General features: G+C 67.8%; 18 protein-coding genes. 13 read left to right on the top strand and 5 right to left on the bottom strand.

Annotation, left to right across the window (positions count from 1 at the left end; translation table 11 throughout):
• Positions 1 to 121: 121 nt before the first annotated feature.
• From JNUCC0626_RS34145 to JNUCC0626_RS34115, 7 genes are all read left to right on the top strand, one after another.
• Positions 122 to 2,776 carry an MGH1-like glycoside hydrolase domain-containing protein gene (locus JNUCC0626_RS34145; RefSeq protein ID WP_394614856.1) on the top strand — a complete coding sequence of 885 codons (2,655 nt, stop codon included), beginning with the start codon at positions 122 to 124 and terminating at the stop codon, positions 2,774 to 2,776.
• A gap of 241 nt (positions 2,777 to 3,017) precedes the next feature.
• Positions 3,018 to 3,830, top strand: a complete 813-nt coding sequence (locus JNUCC0626_RS34140) for a basic amino acid ABC transporter substrate-binding protein (RefSeq protein WP_394614855.1) — start codon at positions 3,018 to 3,020, stop codon at positions 3,828 to 3,830.
• A 78-nt stretch (positions 3,831 to 3,908) separates the two neighbouring features.
• Complete coding sequence (locus tag JNUCC0626_RS34135) at positions 3,909 to 4,709, top strand: amino acid ABC transporter permease (RefSeq protein WP_394614854.1); 801 nt, start codon at positions 3,909 to 3,911, stop codon at positions 4,707 to 4,709.
• Positions 4,706 to 5,473, top strand: coding sequence for an amino acid ABC transporter ATP-binding protein (locus JNUCC0626_RS34130; protein WP_394614853.1), 768 nt, complete (start codon positions 4,706 to 4,708; stop codon positions 5,471 to 5,473). Before JNUCC0626_RS34135 ends, JNUCC0626_RS34130 begins: the two co-directional genes overlap by 4 nt.
• 9 nt (positions 5,474 to 5,482) lie before the next feature.
• Entirely contained in the window at positions 5,483 to 7,591 is a 2,109-nt protein-coding gene (locus JNUCC0626_RS34125) for a hypothetical protein (protein WP_394614852.1), read from the top strand.
• Between the two features lie 57 nt (positions 7,592 to 7,648).
• Positions 7,649 to 9,817, top strand: a complete 2,169-nt coding sequence (locus JNUCC0626_RS34120; RefSeq protein ID WP_394614851.1) for a hypothetical protein — start codon at positions 7,649 to 7,651, stop codon at positions 9,815 to 9,817.
• A gap of 11 nt (positions 9,818 to 9,828) precedes the next feature.
• Entirely contained in the window at positions 9,829 to 10,728 is a 900-nt protein-coding gene (locus JNUCC0626_RS34115; protein WP_394614850.1) for an ROK family protein, read from the top strand.
• A gap of 138 nt (positions 10,729 to 10,866) precedes the next feature.
• Here JNUCC0626_RS34115 and JNUCC0626_RS34110 read toward each other — a convergent pair whose 3' ends face one another.
• Positions 10,867 to 11,646 (bottom strand): LamB/YcsF family protein, encoded by a 780-nt coding sequence (locus tag JNUCC0626_RS34110; protein WP_394614849.1) that lies wholly within the window; start codon positions 11,644 to 11,646, stop codon positions 10,867 to 10,869.
• A 97-nt stretch (positions 11,647 to 11,743) separates the two neighbouring features.
• Here JNUCC0626_RS34110 and JNUCC0626_RS34105 point away from each other — a divergent pair, with 97 nt between their 5' ends.
• From JNUCC0626_RS34105 to JNUCC0626_RS34085, 5 genes are all read left to right on the top strand, one after another.
• Positions 11,744 to 12,430 (top strand): GntR family transcriptional regulator, encoded by a 687-nt coding sequence (locus JNUCC0626_RS34105; RefSeq protein WP_394614848.1) that lies wholly within the window; start codon positions 11,744 to 11,746, stop codon positions 12,428 to 12,430.
• Between the two features lie 105 nt (positions 12,431 to 12,535).
• Positions 12,536 to 12,802 carry a DUF3311 domain-containing protein gene (locus JNUCC0626_RS34100; protein ID WP_394614847.1) on the top strand — a complete coding sequence of 89 codons (267 nt, stop codon included), beginning with the start codon at positions 12,536 to 12,538 and terminating at the stop codon, positions 12,800 to 12,802.
• Positions 12,802 to 14,436 carry a monocarboxylate uptake permease MctP gene (gene mctP / locus JNUCC0626_RS34095; protein WP_382441239.1) on the top strand — a complete coding sequence of 545 codons (1,635 nt, stop codon included), beginning with the start codon at positions 12,802 to 12,804 and terminating at the stop codon, positions 14,434 to 14,436. Before JNUCC0626_RS34100 ends, mctP begins: the two co-directional genes overlap by 1 nt.
• Positions 14,437 to 14,507: 71 nt before the next feature.
• Positions 14,508 to 15,755 carry a hypothetical protein gene (locus JNUCC0626_RS34090; protein WP_394614846.1) on the top strand — a complete coding sequence of 416 codons (1,248 nt, stop codon included), beginning with the start codon at positions 14,508 to 14,510 and terminating at the stop codon, positions 15,753 to 15,755.
• The gene (locus JNUCC0626_RS34085) at positions 15,752 to 16,594 is read left to right on the top strand and encodes a septum formation family protein (protein ID WP_394614845.1); all 843 of its coding nucleotides are present in this window, start codon (positions 15,752 to 15,754) and stop codon (positions 16,592 to 16,594) included. The genes JNUCC0626_RS34090 and JNUCC0626_RS34085 overlap by 4 nt, the downstream gene beginning before the upstream one ends.
• Here the strand turns inward: JNUCC0626_RS34085 and JNUCC0626_RS34080 are convergent.
• From JNUCC0626_RS34080 to JNUCC0626_RS34065, 4 genes are all read right to left on the bottom strand, one after another.
• The gene (locus JNUCC0626_RS34080; protein WP_394614844.1) at positions 16,569 to 17,075 is read right to left on the bottom strand and encodes an HAD domain-containing protein; all 507 of its coding nucleotides are present in this window, start codon (positions 17,073 to 17,075) and stop codon (positions 16,569 to 16,571) included. The genes JNUCC0626_RS34085 and JNUCC0626_RS34080 overlap by 26 nt on opposite strands.
• 101 nt (positions 17,076 to 17,176) lie before the next feature.
• The gene (locus JNUCC0626_RS34075) at positions 17,177 to 17,383 is read right to left on the bottom strand and encodes a hypothetical protein (protein WP_285636855.1); all 207 of its coding nucleotides are present in this window, start codon (positions 17,381 to 17,383) and stop codon (positions 17,177 to 17,179) included.
• Positions 17,384 to 17,460: 77 nt separating this feature from the next.
• Complete coding sequence (locus JNUCC0626_RS34070; protein ID WP_394614843.1) at positions 17,461 to 19,272, bottom strand: phosphoenolpyruvate carboxykinase (GTP); 1,812 nt, start codon at positions 19,270 to 19,272, stop codon at positions 17,461 to 17,463.
• 311 nt (positions 19,273 to 19,583) lie between these two features.
• Positions 19,584 to 20,270, bottom strand: a complete 687-nt coding sequence (locus tag JNUCC0626_RS34065) for a hypothetical protein (protein ID WP_394614842.1) — start codon at positions 20,268 to 20,270, stop codon at positions 19,584 to 19,586.
• 123 nt (positions 20,271 to 20,393) lie between these two features.
• Between JNUCC0626_RS34065 and JNUCC0626_RS34060 the strand changes: the two genes are divergently transcribed.
• Positions 20,394 to 20,873, top strand: coding sequence for a hypothetical protein (locus tag JNUCC0626_RS34060; RefSeq protein ID WP_394614841.1), 480 nt, complete (start codon positions 20,394 to 20,396; stop codon positions 20,871 to 20,873).
• The last annotated feature ends 21 nt before the right edge of the window (positions 20,874 to 20,894 follow it).

Here is a 20,894-nt window from a genome sequence, read left to right as displayed (position 1 = left end):
CGACAGAAATGGGCCGATCAGGTCACACCCGGCCGCCATTCCACCCGTCTTTTAGTGAGGAAAAACTCAGACAAGACGTGGGCCCGACCGGACGTCTTCGCTGGTGTCCCACACTGGGGCGATGGGCGAACAAGCGGAACGGGCGCGTCTCGCGGAGTCGGATGCACCGACTTCGCCGTGGCGGCTGTGGGGGCCGTACCTCTCCGGTCGCCAGTGGGGGACGGTCCGGGAGGACTACTCGCCCGCGGGGGACGCCTGGGCCTCGTTCCCGTTCGACCACGCCCGGTCCCGTGCCTACCGCTGGGGCGAGGACGGCATCGCCGGCATCTGCGACGTGCACGGGTTCATGAACTTCGCGCTGGCCTTGTGGAACGGGAAGGATCCGATCCTCAAGGAGCGGTACTTCGGCCTCGCCAACGAAGAGGGCAACCACGGCGAGGACGTCAAAGAGCACTGGTGGATCACCGACGGGACGCCCACGCACTCGTGGATGCAGATGGTTTACCGGTATCCCCAAAGGGAGTTCCCGTACGGACAGCTGCGGGAGATGGCGCGCAACGCCGGGCGGGAGAACCGCGAGCCCGAACTGAGCGACACGGGTGTGTTGGAGGAGAACCGGTTCTTCGACGTGCAGGTCACGTACGCGAAGGCCGAGACGGACGACATCTGCGTCGAGATCAGCGCCACCAACCACGGGCCCGTGGGCGCGCCGCTGCACCTGTTGCCGCAGTTGTGGTTCCGCAACACGTGGGCCTGGGGGCGGGACCAACGGCCGTGTCAGCTCGTTGCGAGCACCACGGCCGGACGGAAGGTCACGGCTGACCACGGCAATCTGGGCCGGTACACGCTTCACCTCGACGACTCGCCGTCGATGTTGATGACGGACAACGAGAGCAACGAGATGGCGTTGTTCGGCGCCGAGCGGAATCCGTCGCCGTGGGCGAAGGACGGCATCTGCGACTACGTGGTGCGCGGCAGCACGTCGTCGTGTCAGGTCGTGGGGCCTGATGACGCTGGTGTGGCGGGCACGAAGTTCGCGGCCTGGTACTCGTTCGACCCGGTGGAGCCGGGCGAGACGGTGACGATCCGGCTGCGGCTCATCGGCGGGGACGGGCACCTGGACCCGTTCGGGCCGAGCTTCGAAGAGACCATGCGGCAACGGAAACTCGAAGCGGACGAGTTCCACGACGCGATCGCGCCGCAGACCGGCCACGAAGAGAAGCACGTGCTGCGGCGGGCGCTCGCGGGGTTGATGTGGACCAAGCAGCACTACCGGTTCCGGACGCGGGACTGGCTGGACGGCGACCCGACGAAGCCCGAGGCGCCCAGCTCACGACGCACCCCTGAGGCGCGCAACGTGCATTGGCGGCACCTCGACGTCGCCGACGTGATCTCCATGCCGGACGAGTGGGAGTACCCCTGGTTCGCGGCCTGGGACCTGGCGTTCCACACGATTCCGTTCACGCTCGTGGATCCCGCGTTCGCGAAGGAGCAGCTGTTGCTGTTCTGCCGTGAGTGGATGATGCATCCCAACGGGCAGATTCCGGCCTACGAGTGGGAGTTCGGGGACGTCAACCCGCCGGTGCACGCCTGGGCGGCGTTGCAGGTGTACCGGGCGGACGGGAGCCGGGATCGCGGGTTCCTCGCCAAGGTCTTCCACAAGCTGCTGCTCAACTTCTCGTGGTGGGTCAACCGCAAGGACGCCGACGGCAGCTACCTGTTCGAGGGCGGGTTCCTCGGCATGGACAACATCGGGCCCGTCAACCGGTCCGAGCCGATGCTCGGCGAGTGGCGGCTGGAGCAGTCGGACGCCACGTCGTGGATGGCCGCGTACAGCCTGCACCTGATGCAGATCGCGTTGGAGCTGGCGCGCGACGACGAGTCCTATGAGGACGTCGCGACGAAGTTCGTCGAGCACTTCCTGTCGATCGCGGAGGCGTTCACGCACTTCGGGTCGCACGGCGGCGGGATCTGGCACGACGAGGACGGGTTCTGCTACGACAGGGTGTCGCGCCGGAGCCACGACGGGTCGGTCGAGTCCGAACCGGTGCGCGTGCGGTCGATGGTCGGGCTGATCCCCCTGCTGGCGTCGGCGGTGCTGGAGCCGTGGGTGCTGGAGGAGTTGCAGGGGTTCACGAGCAGGCTCGAACACCTGTTGAAGCGACGGCCTGAGCTGCGGCAGTTCATCACGTTCCACTACGAGCGCGGCGCGTTCGTGTCGTTGCTCGACGAGGGCAAGCTCAAGCGCGTGCTGCACCGGATGCTGGACGAGCAGGAGTTCCTGTCGCCGCACGGGATCCGCAGCCTGAGCGCCGCGCACCGCGAGGGGCTCGAGGTCAAGGTCGCCGGCCAGGACCACCGCATGGGGTACGAGCCGGGCGAGTCGCACACGCCGATGTTCGGCGGCAACTCCAACTGGCGCGGGCCGATCTGGCTGCCGACCAACGCGCTGCTGGTCGAGGCGTTGCGCACGGTCTGCGCGTTCCACGACGGCATGTTCCAGGTCGAGATGCCGACGCACTCCGGACGTTGGGTGACCGCGGGCCAGGTCGCGGACGAGCTCTCGGATCGCCTCGTCGGGCTCTTCCTGCCCGACCACGACGGGCGCAGGCCGGCGGACGGCAAGCGCGTGGAGGCATCCGAGTCACCCCTTTGGCGCAGGCACGTCACCTTCAGCGAGTACTTCGACGGTGACACCGGCGAGGGTCTCGGGGCGACGCACCAGACCGGCTGGACCGCTCTGGTGGCAGGTCTGATGGTCGACAGAACACGCTGACCAGCACTGTCGTGATCAAATCCTGATCAAGAAAGTACTAGCTGGTAGTAATCATTCGTGCGCAATATGTGCAGATGCTGTGTGATCTGAGCCAAATCACGCAAGATTCTGTGCTCAATCGCGTCATTTGACGCAAAAACGTTGCAGGCGAGTGGCCTGTAACACGCACGTGCTGTCCAGGGCGTCACCCGAGTGGCAGGATCCCGTTCACTCGTCCGCGACAGTTACGAGGAGTGACGCAGTGGCTCGTCGAACCAGGCAGTTGATGGCCATGATCCCGGCCTTGGGACTGGCCGTGATGGCAGCTTCAGGCTGCGCGACTCCCGTGAACCAGCCCGCTGGCGACTCGGGCGTCACGCTGGTGCAGGCAGGCAAGCTCGTCACCTGCACCCACCTCTCCTACAAGCCGTTCCAGTTCAGCGAGGGCGACAAGACCGTCGGCTTCGACGTCGACCTCGTCGACCTGGTGGCCAAGGAACTCGGCGTCACCCAGCAGATCTTCGACACGCCGTTCGAGACGATCACGTCGGGCACGTCGTTCAACGCGAACCAGTGCGACCTGGCCGCCGCGGGCATGACGATCACCGACGAGCGCAAGCAGGCGATCGACTTCTCGGACCCGTACTTCGACGCCTCGCAGGCGCTGCTGGTCAAGAAGGGGTCGAACCTCAAGACCCTGGCCGACCTCAAGGGCAAGAAGCTCGGCGTCCAGCAGGACACCACGGGTGAGAAGTACGGCAACGACAACGCGGCCGCCAACGGCTACACCGTCGTGCAGTTCGAGGACCTCCCGCTGTCGGAGACGGCCGTGCGCACCGGCGCCGTCGACGCCGTGATCAACGACAACGGCGTGCTCTACGACTACGCCAAGGAGTTCCCGGACACCGAGGTCACCACCGAGTTCGACACCGGTGAGCAGTACGGCATCGGCATCAAGAAGGGCAACACCGCCCTGGCCACCAAGGTCAACGAGGTGTTGAAGAAGGCCAAGGAAGACGGCCGCTACGACACCATCTACGAGAAGTGGTTCGGCAAGAAGCCGACGTCGAAGTAGTCGCGGTTGTGGGGGCCGGTGCGAGCTCGAACGCGCCGGCCCCGCCGCTTGTCCGAACCACCTCCGGTAGGAGCCGCAATGGCCATGTCCAAGCGCAAGCGCGCGGAATACATCCGCTACGCGCAGTACGGACTTCTGGTAGTCATCGCCGCCCTGGTCGCCTTCCTGGCCGACTGGGGGCAGATCAAGGGCGCGTTCTTCAACACCGAGATCGCCGCCTCGATGTTCCCGAGCGTCATCACCGTGGCGCTGAAGAACACCATCATCTACACCGCGCTCGGCTTCGCCTTCGGCCTCGCGCTGGGCCTCGTGCTCGCGCTCATGAAGCTCTCCTCGGTCGCTCCCTACCGCTGGATCGCGACCGTCTACATCGAGTTCTTCCGCGGCGTCCCCGCGCTGCTGGTCTTCATCGGCATCTACTACGGCGTGCCGATCGCGTTCCAGATGCAGTTCCCGCCGCTGACCACGGTCATGCTGGCGCTCGGTGGCGTCGGTGCCGCGTACATGGCGGAAACGATCCGCGCCGGCATCCAGGCCGTGCCGAAGGGTCAGGTCGAGGCCGCCCGTTCGCTCGGCATGTCGCAGAGCCGCGCGATGATCACGATCGTGATCCCCCAGGCGTTCCGGATCATCCTGCCGCCGCTGACGAACGAGCTGATCCTGCTCACCAAGGACTCCTCGCTCATCTACATCCTCGGCCTGTTCCGCGAGCAGTACGAGCTCACCAAGTTCGGCCGGGAGACGCTGAGCCGCAGCCCGTCCCTCACGCCGATCCTCATCGCGGGTCTGTGCTACCTGATCATCACGCTGCCGCTGGGGTACCTGTCTCGGTACCTGGAGCGTCGTGGCACCAGCGGTAAGAAGAAGGTGTCGGCATGAGCGATGTCGCCGTCGAGATCACCGGGCTGAAGAAGTCGTTCGGCCCGCTGGAAGTCCTCAAGAACATCGACCTCACCGTCCAGCGCGGCGACGTGGTCTGCATCATCGGCCCGTCGGGTTCCGGCAAGTCGACGTTGCTGCGCTGCGTCAACATCCTGGAGGAGCCGAACGGCGGCAAGATCGTCGTCAACGGCACCGAGCTGACCGATCCGGACGTCGACATCGACTCCGCCCGGACCAAGATCGGCATGGTGTTCCAGGGCTTCAACCTGTTCTCGCACCTCAACGTCCTCGCGAACCTCACGGTGGCGCAGCGCAAGGTCCTCAAGCGCTCCGAGGAGGAGGCGAAGCGGGTCGCGCTGCACAACCTCGAACGCGTGGGGCTGAGCGAGAAGGCGCACTCGATGCCCGCGCAGCTCTCCGGCGGGCAGCAGCAGCGCGTGGCCATCGCGCGTGCGCTGTCGATGGACCCCGAGGTCATGCTGTTCGACGAGCCGACGTCGGCGCTCGACCCCGAACTCGTCGGTGACGTGCTCGGCGTGATGCGCCAGCTCGCCGACGAGGGCATGACGATGCTGGTCGTCACGCACGAGATGCAGTTCGCCCGCGAGGTCGCCGACAAGGTGATCTTCATGGACGGCGGCTACATCGTCGAGGAGGGCCCTGCGGCCGAGGTGATCGGCAACCCGCAGGAACCACGCACCCAGGAGTTCCTGGCCCGCGTGCTCGACCCGACGCACCACGGCCCGGCCGACCCGGCCTAGCCTGGTCGCGTGGCGAGGGGGAAAGTCTCCGCGGCGGACGTGCTGCGGGGGCTGTTGGGGGAGAACGACAACTCAGGTGGTGGCGGGTGGCGGTTGCCTCGGCGCAAGCCGAGCACCCCACCCGTCATCCGCGTGGTGGACCGGGTGGTCACCGACGTCCTCGACCTGCGCGCGGTCGAGGTGCCGTACGTGCTGGAGTTCGAGCGGTGCGTCTTCGAGGCGGCGCCGGACGTGCGGCAGGCGAACCTGGCCGGGATCTCGTTCACCGACTGCGACCTGCCGGGGTTCCAGGCGCGGAACCTGAGCAGCAGCAACGACGTCTCGTTGCTCGACTGCCGGGTGAACGGTCTGACCGACCTCACCGACGCGGAGATCGCGGGCTCGGTGTTGTTGCGCGACACCAGGTTCAGCGTGCCCGGCGGACTGTGCCTGCACGGTGACCGGCTGACCGTCGCGGGCGCGTTGCTCGGGTTCGGCATCGTCACCGAGGGCGAGGTGCGGCTCGCGGGGGCGCGGATCGGCGGCAACGTCAACCTCGGCAGCGCGGTGCTGGAGAACGGCGACGGCTTCTCGTTGAACGGCAACGGGATGCAGGTCGGCGGCAACCTGCTCGGCACGTTCACCTCGCACGGCGTGGTGTTCCTGTCCAACGCCCGGATCAGCTCGACGTTGTCGTTGAGCGGCGCGACGCTCACGCGCGGCTCCGACTTCGAGCACACCAACGACCCGCACGCCGACCCGTCCGCGACGCTGGTCCTCGACCGCGTGGACGTCACCGGCGACCTCGAACTCGACCGCGGCTTCACGAGCCAGGGCACGATCCGCGCGGTCAACGCGAAGATCGGCGGCACGTTGTCGCTGGCAGAGGCCGTTTTGGACGCCGTCTCGCCCAACTCGGTGGGCACCGACCCGACCGGTGCGGGACGCGCGTTGCACGTGGACGGCGCGGAGATCGGCGGCGACGTCGTCGGGCGCGGGGTGAAGATCAAGGGCCAGCTGCGCATGGTCGACACGCACGTGCGCGGCAGCATCACGATCGAACGGGCCTCCGTCGACAACCCGGCCGCCGACGCCGTGCTGGCCAACCGGTCGCAGATCGGCAGCAACTTCGTGGTGCGCGAGTCCGAGGTGTCCGGTGGGCTGGAGCTGCGCGGCATCACCGTGGGCGCGAACCTCGACCTGCGCGGCAGCCGGTTGATCAAGCCGGGCAAGTACCGGCACCAGCCGCGCGAGAAGCCGTCGCTCGACATCGGTGGCGCCACGATCGGACGCGACCTCATCTGCGCACGCGGCGACAAGGAGTTCGTCGCGCATGGCGGCGTGCGCTGCCGTCGTGCCGTGATCGGCCGCATGGCGAACTTCAACGGCGCGGTGCTCGGCTACAAGCTCGACAGCCACGCGTTGAACGCCATGGGCATGCAGGTGCAGGAGCTGATGCTCAACGTCGTGTCGCCGCCGAAGGGGCTCGTGACGTTGCGGCAGGCGCGCTGCACCTCGTTGGACGACAACGAGAACTTCTGGAACGCCACGGGGTTCATCGACCTCGACGACTTCCGCTACGACTCGCTCGCGTACCCGATCGACCTGCGCGACGACGACCAGGTGCAGCAACGGCTGCGCTGGCTGCGGCAGGCGATGCGGCGCAGCTACCACCCGCGGCCGTACGACCAGTTCGCCGAGATGCTGACGGCGGCGGGCAACGAGGAACACGCCTCGACCGTGCTGATCGAGAAGCAACGCCTGCGGTACAAGGCGGTCGCCGAGGGCATGCGGTTCTTCGGGCCGTTGGTGCTGTTGTGGAGCTTCCTGCAACGGTCGATGGTCGGCTACGGCTACCGTCCGGCGCGCGCGTTGGGGTGGCTGATCGCGGCGTGGGTCGTGGGCAGCCTGTGGTTCCAGTTCAAGGGACCGCTGATCGAGATCAACGACGACGACCACCTGCCGTGGAACGCGTGGATCTACACGATCGACCTGGTCGTGCCCATCGTGGACTTCGGCAACAAGAACCGGTGGCAGACGCCGGGGGCGTCGCAGTACATCGCGTCCGGGCTGATCGTGACCGGGTGGATCCTGGCGACGACGGTCGCGGCCGGTCTGACTCGGATGCTCAAGCGCTAGGTTTTTCGCCACCATCGGGGAATTCCGCCCGGTGGTGATCAGTGGTGCGATGCTCCGGTGATCGTCGCCGAGTCGACCGAACTGTTCGTCGGACCTCGGACCGCGCTGCTGCAGGTGGTGCGGCTGACCTCGCCTGGGTTGGCGGGGCCGGTGCGCGCGCACCTGTCGGGGCCCGGTCTGCGCTCGCCGCGGCACGGCGGGTCGTTGCGGCCGGGGCCGTTCGGGTACGAGCTCGCGGTCGACGTGTCCGAGCACCAGCCCGGTGCGGTGGTGCCGGCGGTGGCGGTCGTGCGGTCGGACGCCGGTGAGGAGTCGTGCGCGTTCTCGCTGGTCGTGGGCTCGCCGGGGTGGACCGTGCACCTCGTCGGGCACGTGGCCGGGGATGCGCCTTTTGGTGCGTTGCGGGCTCATCTGGATCTGGCGCTGACCGATCCGGCGTACCGGTTCGCGGTGACGTCGGTCGAGTTGTTGCAGCCCTACTGGGACACGTTTCCGCAGCACCGGTCGTTGTTGCTGCGGCTGATCTCGGAGGGGCGGGTCGAGGTCGTCGGGTCCGAGTCCAATGTGGTCGGTGTGGCGCCGGTGCTGTCGTCGCTGCCTGACGGGCCCTCGCTGGCCGTCTCATCGTTGGGTGAGGCTTCGCGGTCGGTCTACGCGGCGTTTCTGGAGATGCGGTCTGCTGCGTCGGCGCCGCACGTGATGATGCCCGTCGGTGCTGATCACGAGGCTCCTAGCCCGTGGGTCACCGCTGTCCATCACGACTGGAGCGCGCGCTACACGTGGCCACGGGTCGTCTGCTCGTTGCCGCGTGACTACTACCTGCGCGGCGCTGTGCCGGTGCCGCGCGCTGCTGAGGATGACTCGCCTGCTGCTGTGTTCGCGTCGCACGCGGCACGGTTGAGCGGGGCGGCGTTTCCTTCCTCGGCGTTGAGCCGCGCTTCGGCGGCGCACCCTCGGGAGGCCTTTGACCTGCGGTCGGAGGTGGTGGCGCGGTCCTTGGCGGCGTTGACGTCCACTGTGGACTCGTCGGTGGTGGTGTGGAACCCGTTGTCCGTGGCGTGCACTGACGTCGTGTCCGTGCATCTGCCGTACGCGCGCAACGTGCACGTGGAGCTTGATGGGGTCGTGCTGCCCACGTTGGTGGATGGCGTGACCGTGACGTTCTTGGCGCGTGACGTGCCCGCGCGCGGGTGGCGGACGTTCTCGTTGGTCGAAGATTCCGTTGACCACGGGTGGAAGCGCGGCTTCGGCACGGAGATCGCGTCCACTCACTACGTCCTGTCTTACGACCCGATCGCGTCTCTTGTGGCCGTGGACGGGCCTGCGTTGGAGGCGCCTCGGCTGGTCGGACCGGTGAGCGTGTGGCACAGCGAGGTCGGCGAGAAGATGGTCGGTTCTTCGACCTTCGTGCTGTGGAACTCCGTCGATCACCTCGGGCCGTCTCGGCTGTTCGCGGTGTTGGGCTCCCGGTCGCCTTCTTGCGGGGTGCTGGATTCCGTTCCGTCGCGGCTGGCGGTGGCCGGGGAGCCGTTGGGGCCTGGTTCGCCCGCCGTGACGCCGGTGTTCGGGCGGTACTGGCTGCACGAGCCCGCGCCGTTGGGTGGGCTCGGGGCGAACGTGCAGGTCGAGGTGGTGGGGCCGGCTCGGTTGCGGGTCGTGGTGGTGTCGGACGGGGACGCGTTTTCCGGCGTGGTGCGGCTGGTGCTGCCCGACGGGTGGTCCGCCTCGTGGATGACGCTGCCGGTGTCGTTGCCCGCGGGTGGGTACGTGTCGGCCGAGGTTCGGCTGGCCGGGCCGCGCACGCCGGGGTGTCATCCGGTGCGGGCGGTGCTGGAGGGGCTGCCGTTCGAGGTCTACGACGTGGCGTTGCTGACCGTGCCGGAGTGGGATGGTGCCGATCCCGTCGAGGTGGTGTGGGTGGCGTCTTGTCCCTCTGCGGTTTCGGTGCGGGCCGGGGAGTCCGCGTTGGTGCGGGTGGTGCTGGCGTCCGGTGCTTTGGGCGATCTGCCGGTGCAGGCCCGGCTGTTGTCGCCGAGGTCGTCGTGGGAGCTGGCCGGGCCGTTCTGCGTGGGCGGGATGCTGCCGGCGCAGGGCCGGGTGCCGCTGGACTTCACGCTGTCGGCGCCCGCGTGGGCGACGGCCGGGGAGTGGACGGCGGTGGTGCGGGTGACCGCCGGGGACCTGGTTCGGACCACTGCGCCCATCCGGCTCGTCGTGGCTGGTTAAGCTCGGTCACCGTGACTGATCTGGTGCTGGCACTGGACTTCGGCGGCACCAAGATCGCCGCTGCTCTGGTGGACCCCTTCGGCGCGGTCGTGCGTTCGTCGCGCGTGCCGACTCCGGCCTCCGACCCGTGGGACGCCGTCGTGTCGGTGGTGTCTTCCGTGGTGCAGGACTCGGCGGTGGCCGGCGTCGGGATCGCGTCGGCAGGACCGGTGGACACCGTCACCGGCACCGTCTCGCCGATCAACGTGCCGTCCTGGCAGGCCTTCCCGCTGCGCTCGTCGGTGGCCTCGCTGTTCCCCGGCGTGCCGGTGGAACTGGCGGGCGACGGCGTGTGCATGGCGCTGGGCGAGCACTGGCGCGGAGCCGGGCAAGGCAGCCGGTTCATGGTGGGGCTCGTCGTGTCGACCGGTGTCGGGGGCGGGCTGGTGCTGGACGGGCGGCCGTTCGGCGGGCGGACCGGCAACGCGGGACACATCGGGCACATCGTGGTGGAGCCGGACGGGTTGCCGTGCAGCTGCGGTGGGCGCGGGTGCGCGGAGACCGTGGCCGGTGGGCCGCGGATGGTGGAGTGGGCGCGGCGGGTCGGATGGCAGGCGCCGGATGACGCCGACGCGGCTCTGCTGGCTGCGGCGGCGTTGGCCGGCGAGGAAATTCCGCTGGAGGCCTTCGAACGGGCCGGGCGGGCCGTCGGGATGGCGATCGCCGGGGCTGCGGCGGTGTGCGACCTGGAGCTGGCCGTTGTCGGCGGTGGGGTCGCGCAGGCCGGGGAGCTGCTGTTCGAGCCGATCCGGCGGACGTTGAAGACGCACGCCGGGTTGTCCTATCTGGACGGGCTCGAGGTGCGGGCCGCGGAGTTGGGTGGAGAGGCCGGACTGGTCGGGGCAGCGGCGTTGGTGCGTCAGGGCGGCTGAGCCAGGCGTAGCCTGTGGACAGCTGGCGTGGCCTGTGGACAGAGCGGGAACCAAAACCGGCGGTCGCGCGTTGCGTCATGAGGAATCGCGCGGGGAGAGCCAGCGGCCGAGGAATCAGGCGGGCTGGCGGCTGAGGAATCAGGCAGGCTGGCGGCTGTGCCTCAGCGGCGACTCGACCCTGGCCACGGCCACCCCTGCCGCCTCCAGGGCCGCGCGGACCGTGCGGGCGATCTGCACGGCGTTCGGGGTGTCGCCGTGCACGCAGATCGAGTCGGCCTGGATGCGAACCGGCCTGCCCGTGACGCTGCGGACCCAGCCCTCGGTCGCCAGCTGGACGCACCTCGCGGCGATCTCGGCCGGGTCGCGCAGGACGGCGCCTGGTTCGGTGCGCGGGACCAGGGTTCCGGACGAGGTGTAGGCGCGGTCGGCGAACGCCTCGTGCCACACGCGCAGGCCCGCCACCGAGGCTCGTTTCAGCCAGACGGCTCCCGGCGGGCCCAGCACGGCGAGCGTCGGGTCGAACATGCGGACGGCGTCGACCACGGCGTCGGCCTGGGCCTCGTGGCGGACCAGGGTGTTGTAGAGGGCGCCGTGGGGTTTGACGTAGGAGATGCGAGTACCGGCGATCCTGGCGAACGTCGAGAGCGCGCCCAACTGGGCCAGGACCTCGTTGGTCAGGGTGTCCGGAGCGACGTCGACGAAGCGGCGGCCGAAGCCCGCCAGGTCGTGGTAGCCGACGTGGGCGCCCACGGCCACGCCCGCTTCGGCGGCGGAGGTGCAGGTGGCTCGCATCGTGTCGGCGTCGCCCGCGTGGTAGCCGCAGGCGATGTTCGCGCTGGTCACCACCGAGAGCAACGCGCTGTCGTCGCCCAGGGTCCAGTGGCCGAAGCCCTCGCCCAGGTCTGCGTTCAGGTCCATGTTGATCTCCCCCTTCGGTGGTGCCCGTGCGTTTTGTGGGATTGTTGAACGATTCTACGATAGGGCAATTGAACGATCCTGGGAATAGACTGCCTTGGTGACCGAGACGTGGGTGTCGACGCTGGCCCAGAGCAAGTCCGACCTGGAGCGCGCCAGCACCGCGCAGAAGGTCGCCGACATGCTCCGGGAGCGGGTGCTCGACGGTGAGCTGGAGCCCGGTCTGCGGCTGAGCGAAGAGGCCATCGGCGGCGCGCTCGGGGTCAGCCGCAACACGCTGCGGGAGGCGTTCCGGCTGCTCACGCGCGACCGGATCCTGGTGCACGAGCACAGCCGGGGCGTGTTCGTGCGACGGCCCACCAGCGAGGACGTGCGCGACCTGTACGCGGCGCGCCGGGTCATCGAGGGCGGCTCGCTCCGCCTGTGGAACGACGTCACCGAGGCGCAGCGGGAGGCCGTCCGGGCGCCGGTGCGCCAGGCCGTGGCCCGCGCCGAGAAGAACGACTTCAGCAAGACCGGATCAGCGAACATCCAGTTCCACCGCGGCATCGTCGGCCTCGCGGGCAGCGTCCGGCTGAGTGACGAGTCGGACCGGCTCTTCGCCGAGCTCATGCTCGCGTTCCGGGTCGCACGCGAGGTCGACGCCTTCCACCGGACGTACCTGCCGTGGAACCGCAAGATCGTCGAACTGTTGAACAAGGGCACGGTCGACGAGGCGGTCGGGCAACTCGACGAGTACTTCGACGCGGCCGAACAGGACCTCGCCAGCCGTCTGACGGCGGATTAATCCAAAGGGAACGTTAAGGCGACGGCAACGATTGCGATCACGGGGCTGACGACTACGTCAACCAGGCCTAACATCCGCGCAACACCGCGTACACGGAGGGCCACCATGCCGTCGGATCACAAGACCGGCTTGCGCTGGAGCAACTGGAACCTGCTGCTGATACTTCCGCTGTTCATGCTCATCACGCCGTGGTTCAACATGGACGAGCCCAGGGTCTTCGGGCTGCCGTTCTTCTACTGGTACCAGTTCCTGTTCGTCCCGCTCGGCGTCCTGTGCGTCGGGATCGTCTACGTCAAGACCAAGGACGAGCCCGTGGTCACCGGCAAGCCCGACAAGCTCGGCGTTGACGACCTGGACGAGGGAGCGAACTGATGCAGTGGACCGAGCTGATCGTTTTCAGCGCTCTCTTCCTGCTCGTCACCGTGATGGGCTTCCTGGCTGCGCGGTGGCAGAAGGGCGACACGCTCGAGCACCTCGACGAGTGGGGGCTCGGCGGCAGGAAGTTCGGCAGCTGGATCACGTGGTTCCTCGTCGGCGGTGACCTCTACACCGCCTACACCTTCGTCGCGGTGCCGGCGCTCATGTTCGGCGCGGGTGCGCTCGGCTTCTACGCGCTGCCGTACACGATCATCCTGTACCCGCTGGTCTTCCTGCCGCTGGTGCGGATGTGGTCGGTCAGCCGCGTGCACGGCTACGTCACGCCCGCGGACTTCGTGAAGGGCCGCTACGGCTCGCACTGGCTGGCGCTGATCATCGCGGTCACCGGCATCGTCGCGACCATGCCGTACATCGCGTTGCAGCTCGTCGGCCTCGAAGCGGTGCTGCGGTCCATGGGCCTCAACGGTTCCGGCATCCTCGGCCACCTGCCGCTGTTCGTCGCGTTCCTGATCCTCGCGCTCTACACCTACCAGTCGGGGCTGCGGGCGCCGGCGCTGATCGCGTTCGTCAAGGACATCCTGATCTACCTGGTGATCCTGGTGGCGATCATCTACCTGCCGTCGAAGTTCGGCGGCTGGGGCGAGATCTTCAACGACGCGCAGGCCAAGTTCGACGCGACGCCCAGCAAGACCGACGGCATCCTGCTGACCGGCACGAACCAGCTGCAGTACGCGACGCTGGCACTCGGGTCGGCGCTGGCGTTGTTCCTCTACCCGCACTCGCTGACCGGCATCCTCGCGAGCCGCGGCCGCAACGTCATCAAGCGCAACATGGTGGCGCTGCCCGCGTACTCGCTGCTGCTGGGTCTGCTGGCACTGCTCGGTTTCGTCGCGATCAGCGCGGGCACCAAGCCGATCGTCAACCAGGCGACCGGCCGTCCGGACACGAACACGATCGTCCCCGAGCTCTTCGGCGCGAACTTCCCGTCGTGGTTCGCGGGCATCGCGTTCGCGGCCATCGGCATCGGCGCGCTGGTGCCGGCGGCGATCATGTCCATCGCCGCGGCGAACCTGTGGACGCGCAACGTCTACAAGGAGTACATGAAGAAGAACGCCACCCCGGCGGAGGAGGCCAAGCAGGCCAAGCTCGCCTCCCTGGTGGTGAAGTTCGGCGCCGTCGCGTTCATCGTGTTCGTCGACCCGCAGTTCTCGATCGACCTGCAGCTCATGGGCGGCGTGATGATCCTGCAGACGCTGCCTGCGGTCGCGATCGCGCTGTACACCCGCTGGTTCCACGTCTACGCCCTGGTCGCCGGCTGGATCGCGGGCATGGGCTACGGCATGTGGCTGCTCTACACGATCGGCAACCCGGCCATCGGCAAGGCGCACTTCGCCGGCTCGGCGCTGCCGCTGGGCAACATCTCGATCCTCGGGTGGCACCCGTTCGGCGGTTCGACGACGCAGATCTACGTCGGCATCGTCGCGCTGTTCGTCAACCTGCTGGTCGCGGTGGTCGTCACGCTGATCGCCAAGAAGGCCAAGTGGTTCAACGGAACCGACCAGACGGACCCGTCGGACTACCACGTCGACGAGGACAACCCTCGGGTGAAGCCCATCGCGGCCCACTGAGACGCAGTCGGCAACACTATGGGCCACCCGTCGGTTACGGCGGGTGGCCCTTTGCGTTGAGGATCGAAGTCGTGAAAACCATCGCCGGACTGGTCGGACTGACCGCACTCGCCCTGACCATGAGCCCTGCCGTCGCCCACGCGCAGGACGCGAACTGCTACGACACCACCGTCCCGCTGACCGTCGAGGAGCAACGACTCGACGACACCCTCGTCGCCGGCGGCCCCGCCGTCGGTCCGTCCCTGGTGAAGCTCGCCGGATTCGACGGCCGGGTCACCGACTTCACCGCGAAGCTGTGCCGCCAGGTCGTCTCCAAGCAGGCGCAGCAGTTCGTGGAACGCGAGGGCAACGCCCTGTGGAAGGCCGCCGTGGCCCGCGCGCAGAGCACAGCACCGACAGCGCACGACGCCTACGACGACCGCCCGCTCTACTGGGCGCGGCTCCAGCTCAGCTCCGCACTGCGCCAGTGGAAGCCGAAGTTCACGCTGGCGCCGAACGACCGCGCGAAGCTGATCCAGCAGTTCGACTGGGCGTCGCGAGGCCTGAGCGATGCGAAGTTCCCCACCAAGCCCGGCGTGCGCAAGATCGCGGTCACCGGCTTCGACCCGTTCCAGCTCACCGGCGTGAACGTGCGCCGCGCGAACCCGGCCGGTGCGGCGGCGTTGCAGCTCGACGGACGTGAGATCTCCACGCCGACCGGCAAGGTCGTGCTCCAGGCCGCCGTGCTTCCCGTGCTGTGGGGCGGTTTCGACGAGGGTGTTGTCGAGAACTTCTACGGCCAGGCGGTGCAGCAGAAGCCCGACGCGTTCGTGACGATCAGCCAGGGCAGGCCCGGCAGGTTCGACATCGAACGGTGGGCGGCGCGCTGGCGTGGCGGGTTCGCGGACAACAACAACGTGAACTCGTACGGCAGCGTCCCGGACGCGGCGGGCTGGCCGCAGCCGACGACCGAGTTCATCGAGACTTCGCTGCCGTTCCAGAAGATGATCGACGCCGGCACCGGCCCGTTCGCGGTGAACTACAACCTGGCGTTCTGCGAGTGGGTCGTCGTCGGCTCGCAGCAGTCGTGCCGCACCGACAACCCGACTCCTGGGCGGATCGCGGCGTCCGGTGGCGGCGGTGACTACCTCTCCAACGAGAGCATGTACCGGGCCAACCGGCTGCGAATCGGTTACGGCGCAACGAACGTGCTTGGCGGTCACCTGCACACGCCGGTGCTCGGACAGCCCGCCGACCCGGCCGCGTTGACCGATCCGGCGTTCGAAAAGCAGCGTCGGGACATCGCCGATCAGGTCAAGGCCCTAGTCTCTGTGGTGTGACTCGTGTGCGGCTGGCGGTGGCAATTGTCCTGAGCGCGTTGACGCTGTCCGCGTGCGCGATTCAGGTGGGAGGGCAGGCGGTCCCCGGACCGCTGCCCTCGACGGCCTCCGCCTCCGCACCCACGCTGCCGAAGGCCGGGCAGTGCATGAACGCGTACGAGCTGAAGACGCTGCAGTGCACCGAATCGCACGAGGCCGAGGTCATGAGCGTCGGCGAGATGTCCGGCCTGCCGGCGACCTACCCGGACACGCAGGTGCTGCGCAAGGCCGCGCTGCCGCCGTGCCGTCAGGCGCTCGGCGACTACCTGGGCGGCGGCGACTCGGACTCGACGCGCCTGCGGGTCTGGGCGTTCTGGCCGAACGAGCAGGGCTGGAAGGACGGGCAGCGCTGGCGGCTGTGCACCGTCGTGGAGATCAGCCCGGACGAGAAGCCGTTGGCGCGCAAGGGTTCCGTGAAGAACACCCTGAAGGACAACGGGTTCGGCACCTTCCAGACGTGCACGCAGGGATCGCCGTCCAAGGACCAGGAGGTCAAGGTCGTCGCCTGCAACACGCCGCATCTCTCCGAGGCCGTGCCCGCCGGTGTCGTGTCGCTCGGCAAGTCGACCGACCCCGCTCCGTCCAAGGAGCAGATGAACTCGGTCGCCAAGGACAAGTGCACCAAGGCCGTGCACGACTACCTCGGCTCGGACAAGCGCACCGACGTGTTCCCCGCGTGGCGCAACCCCGGTTCGCAGGCCTGGTCGGAGGGCTGGACGAACGCCGTCTGCTACGCCGAGGCCAACCGGGCGTTCAGCGGCACCCTGCAGGGCATCAGGGACAACCCGCTGCCTGCCTGACCCAGTTCTCGACCGTGGTGAGGTCGTCTGTGGTGAGACCGGTCTGCGAGTCGACGCGCAGCAGCAACGCCTGACCGTCGTGGTTCGCCTTCACCCACTCGCGGTCGAGATCGCCGAGTTCGTCGTCGATCCACGCGAACGGCCGTCCGGCGGCGGTTTCCACCAGGACCTGCGTCTTCCAGTGCAGCACGTCGAAGTTGTTCTCGTAGGGCGCGTCCGGCAGCGCCGCCACGGGCAGTGACGGCAGGTCGAGCAACGGCGCGAGCACGGTGTTGGCGTCGTGCATCCAGCCCGTTGCCCAGACGAGGTCGCACGGCAGCGCGAGCAGTCGCGGAACGTGATCGCGATCGATCGTCGCCAGGTGCGGGTTGGACGGCAGCTGCCACTCCACCCAGCCCTGGACGGTCGTCGGCACCTCGGCCCCGGCGTACGGCAGGAGCGTGCCGTCGACGTCCAGGAACACGAGCGGCCGGACGGTCATCGGTTGCCCCCAGGCTTGTCCACAGCTATCCACAACATGTGCACAAAGCCGTCCACACCTGTGGACAACTTCGTCTCAAGTGGACGATGAGCTGCGCTGACTCACAGGAAATTGCTGCACAGGACCACGCCGGCAACCACGCCAACGGCTAAACCCGCGCCGAACACGAGCGCGAACCGCCACCACGGCGTGCGGACCGGCGGGGCGGGCGGGACCGGGTAGTAGCGCACGATGCCCGTGGTCGGGCCGACCTCCACATCGCGCGTCGAGCCGTCGTAGTTCAGGCCGCCGGGGAGATCGTTCGTCACACGATCAGTAGTACCTCAAAAAGATGACCCAGCGGTCGCCATTGACCGCTGGGTCATCACTAAAACACCTGAGAGAACTAGCCCAGGCGCTGCTTCAGGGCCGCCAGCTCGTCGCGGAGCGTGGTCGGGACCTTCTCGCCGATCTTCGCGAACCACTCCTCGACGAGCGGGATCTCGGCACGCCACTCGTCGGCGTCGAACGCGAGCGACGCCTCGATGTCCTCACGCGACGCGTCCAGGCCCTCCAGGTCCAGGTCGGCCGCAGTGGGCACGTAGCCGATCGGGGTCTCCTGGGCGGCGGCCTTGCCCTCGAGGCGCTCGATCGCCCACTTCAGGACGCGCGAGTTCTCGCCGAATCCGGGCCACAGGAAGCGCTTGTCCTCACCACGGCGGAACCAGTTGACGTAGAAGATCTTCGGCAGCTTGTCGGCGTCGGCGCGCTTGCCGAGGTCGACCCAGTGCTGGAAGTAGTCACCGGCGTTGTAGCCGATGAACGGCAGCATCGCCATCGGGTCGCGACGCACGACGCCGGTCTTGCCGACCGCGGCGGCCGTGGTCTCCGACGACAGCGTGGCGCCCATGTAGGTGCCGTGCTGCCAGTCGCGCGACTCGGTGACCAGCGGGATCGTCGTGGCGCGACGGCCACCGAAGAAGATCGCGCTGATCGGCACGCCCTTCGGGTCGTCCCACTCGGCGGCCTTGATGTCGCACTGCTCGATCGGCGTGCAGTAACGGGAGTTCGGGTGCGAGCTGAGCTCCTCGCTGTCCGGCGTCCAGTCCTGGTGCTTCCACGAGGTGAGGTGGGCCGGGGGCTCGCCCATGCCCTCCCACCAGATGTCGCCGTCGTCGGTCAGCGCGACGTTCGTGAACAGCGAGTTGCCCTTCGCGATGGTGCGCATCGCGTTCGGGTTGGTGTGGTAGTCCGTGCCGGGCGCAACGCCGAAGAAGCCGTTCTCCGGGTTCACCGCGTAGAGGCGGCCGTCCTCACCGAAGCGCATCCACGCGATGTCGTCGCCGAGCGTCTCGACCTTCCAGCCGGGGATGGTCGGCTCGAGCATGGCGAGGTTCGTCTTGCCGCAGGCCGACGGGAACGCGGCGGCGATGTAGTACGCCTTGTTCTCCGGCGAGGTGAGCTTGAGGATCAGCATGTGCTCGGCGAGCCAGCCCTCGTCGCGCGCCATCGCGGACGCGATGCGCAGCGAGAAGCACTTCTTGCCCAGCAGCGCGTTGCCGCCGTAGCCGGAGCCGAAGCTCCAGATCTCGCGGGTCTCCGGGAAGTGCGAGATGTACTTGGTGGTGTTGCACGGCCACTGCACGTCTTCCTGGCCCGGCTCCAGCGGAGCGCCGAGGGAGTGCAGCGCGGGGACGTACGGGGCGTCCTCACCGAACAGGTTGAGCGCCTTCGTGCCCATGCGGGTCATGATGTGCATGGAGACGACGACGTATTCCGAGTCGGTGATCTCGACACCGAGCATCGGCTTCTCCGCGTCCAGCGGGCCCATGCAGAACGGAATGACGTACATCGTGCGACCACGCATGCAGCCCCGGTAGAGCTCGGTCATGATGGCCTTCATCTCGGAAGGGTCCATCCAGTTGTTCGTCGCGCCCGAGTCCTCCTCGCGCACCGAACAGATGTACGTGCGCTCCTCCACGCGGGCGACGTCGCTGGGGTCCGAGGCGGCCCAGAACGAGTTGGGCTTCTTCTTCAGCGGCACGAACGTGCCGGCGTCGACGAGCTTCTTCGTCAGACGGTCCCATTCACCCTGAGACCCGTCAGCCCAAACAACCTCATCAGGGCAGGTCAGCTCCGCGACTTCCTGAACCCAGGCGAGCAACTGCGCGTGGTTGGTAGGTGCCTGTTCGAGACCGGGAATGGTCACTGCCGTCATCTCGTCTCGTCTCCTGACTGAACGCCTCGGCAACCCGAGCACGTGGTGGGTCCGGTGCAGGACTTCGTCGTCCTCGGGAATAGCTCCAGACGCCCGGTGGGGCCGGGCGTGCTGGGAAGGGGATGGACCGAGGTTAGCCCGGTGAATGGCAGGTAAAGCACCCCCAGCCTGTCGCTTCCCTCACAAAACCGATTCTGGAATCGATTCAGCACTCGGACGGCGTTAAGGCGCGGTTGAGGTTGGAAAAACACAAGAGGCCCCGGTGCGGTTCTCACCACACCGGGGCCTGTGACCTGCGTTTCAGTCGGACGTCAGTTCGGGCTGATCCACTGACCCGTTGTGGAATCGATTCGGACGACGCCGTCGAACCGTTCTTCCTCGAGCCAGTCGTCCGAGTCGTCCAGAATGCCGCTCTTCGAGTCCGTGACGTACCGGCCGTCCGACTCGATGTGGCCGTGCTCGACCTCCACCCAGTCGTCACCTCGGTGTTCCGACATCGTGACCTCGCCGGATCGTGTGATCTCGGTCGCCACGTCGGCCTTGCCGTCGCCGTTCGAGTCGGTGAAGAGCCAGGTGTCGCCGTCGTCGTCCTTGACCACCGCGGTGTCGGCCTTGCCGTCGCCGTCGGTGTCCTCGGTGGCCTGCCCGACGTTTCGTTCACCGTCGTCGGTCACCACGACAATCGCCTGCTTGGAAGACGAATTCGTTTTTTCGGCGTTCGTGTCGTTCGGGTCGACGGCAACCCACTCGCCGGAATTCTCCTCGAAGCGCGCCTGACTGAGGAGATTGCCGTCCTTGTCGAACGTGCTCATCAGATCGGCGTCGCCGTCGCCGTTCGTGTCGGTGAACGCGAGATGTCCGCCGTCATCCGTCGCGACCACGGCGGAGTCGTTCACGCCGTCCTGGTCGAGGTCGAAGGTGACGTCGGCGGTGTACTCCTCGTCCTCGACGGTCACCTTCAGTTCGGCGTCGGCCGCACCGTTCTCGTCGATGTACACCGGAACACACCTCCTACTTGCTCATGTACCGGTATGACCCACGTTATGCCGGTTCGGTTCCCTCGCCAAGCTCAACAGCTGCATCGTTTCGGGCGTTGACGGTGCGAGCGATTGGGGGCGGTCATGGGGAGAGCGCGCGTGGTGGCGGCGGCCGTGGTGCTGGTCAGTGCCGCTTTGGCGGTGTTCGGCGGGTGGTCGCTGAGCCGCGGTGGGGCGGGGATCGTCGGGATCGGGCTGTCCGCCGGGTTGGTGTTCCTGCTGGTGCTCCTGCCCAAGGGGATGGGGTTGGAGGTCGTGGACGAGCGGCACCTGAGCGGGCGGACGTTGAGCGGGCGGCGGACGGTCGACCTCGGGCGGCTGACGTCCGTGCGGCGGGTGCGCGTGCCGGCCGGCAGTGTCGACTTCCACTGGGTGGAACTGGTCGACGCTGATGGGGTGCGGATGTTCGTCAACGACGAGTCGGCGCCGCGGGAGGTCAAGCAGGCGTTGGCAGAGCACACGGCCGGGCTGCCGCACATGTCCCGCTGGAAGGCGTTCCTCTTCACGCTGCTCTTGTTGGCGCCGTTGGGGTTGGCCTTGCTCGTTTTCCTGATCGTGCACTAGTAGGGGCATCGTTTCGGTCGC

Origin of the sequence: Lentzea sp. JNUCC 0626 (assembly GCF_043632865.1) — a bacterium.
Classification (GTDB): domain Bacteria; phylum Actinomycetota; class Actinomycetes; order Mycobacteriales; family Pseudonocardiaceae; genus Lentzea.
This window is presented reverse-complemented; position numbering and strand designations above follow the sequence as displayed.

Excerpts from the sequence above, each read along its gene's own strand:
- JNUCC0626_RS34080 (WP_394614844.1), bottom strand. The coding sequence starts at position 17,075 with ATGACCGTCCGGCCGCTCGTGTTCCTGGACGTCGACGGCACGCTCCTG.
- JNUCC0626_RS34135 (WP_394614854.1), top strand. The coding sequence starts at position 3,909 with ATGGCCATGTCCAAGCGCAAGCGCGCGGAATACATCCGCTACGCGCAG.
- JNUCC0626_RS34145 (WP_394614856.1), top strand. The coding sequence starts at position 122 with ATGGGCGAACAAGCGGAACGGGCGCGTCTCGCGGAGTCGGATGCACCG.
- JNUCC0626_RS34130 (WP_394614853.1), top strand. The coding sequence starts at position 4,706 with ATGAGCGATGTCGCCGTCGAGATCACCGGGCTGAAGAAGTCGTTCGGC.
- mctP (WP_382441239.1), top strand. The coding sequence starts at position 12,802 with ATGCAGTGGACCGAGCTGATCGTTTTCAGCGCTCTCTTCCTGCTCGTC.
- JNUCC0626_RS34110 (WP_394614849.1), bottom strand. The coding sequence starts at position 11,646 with ATGGACCTGAACGCAGACCTGGGCGAGGGCTTCGGCCACTGGACCCTG.
- JNUCC0626_RS34100 (WP_394614847.1), top strand. The coding sequence starts at position 12,536 with ATGCCGTCGGATCACAAGACCGGCTTGCGCTGGAGCAACTGGAACCTG.
- JNUCC0626_RS34070 (WP_394614843.1), bottom strand. The coding sequence starts at position 19,272 with ATGACGGCAGTGACCATTCCCGGTCTCGAACAGGCACCTACCAACCAC.
- JNUCC0626_RS34060 (WP_394614841.1), top strand. The coding sequence starts at position 20,394 with ATGGGGAGAGCGCGCGTGGTGGCGGCGGCCGTGGTGCTGGTCAGTGCC.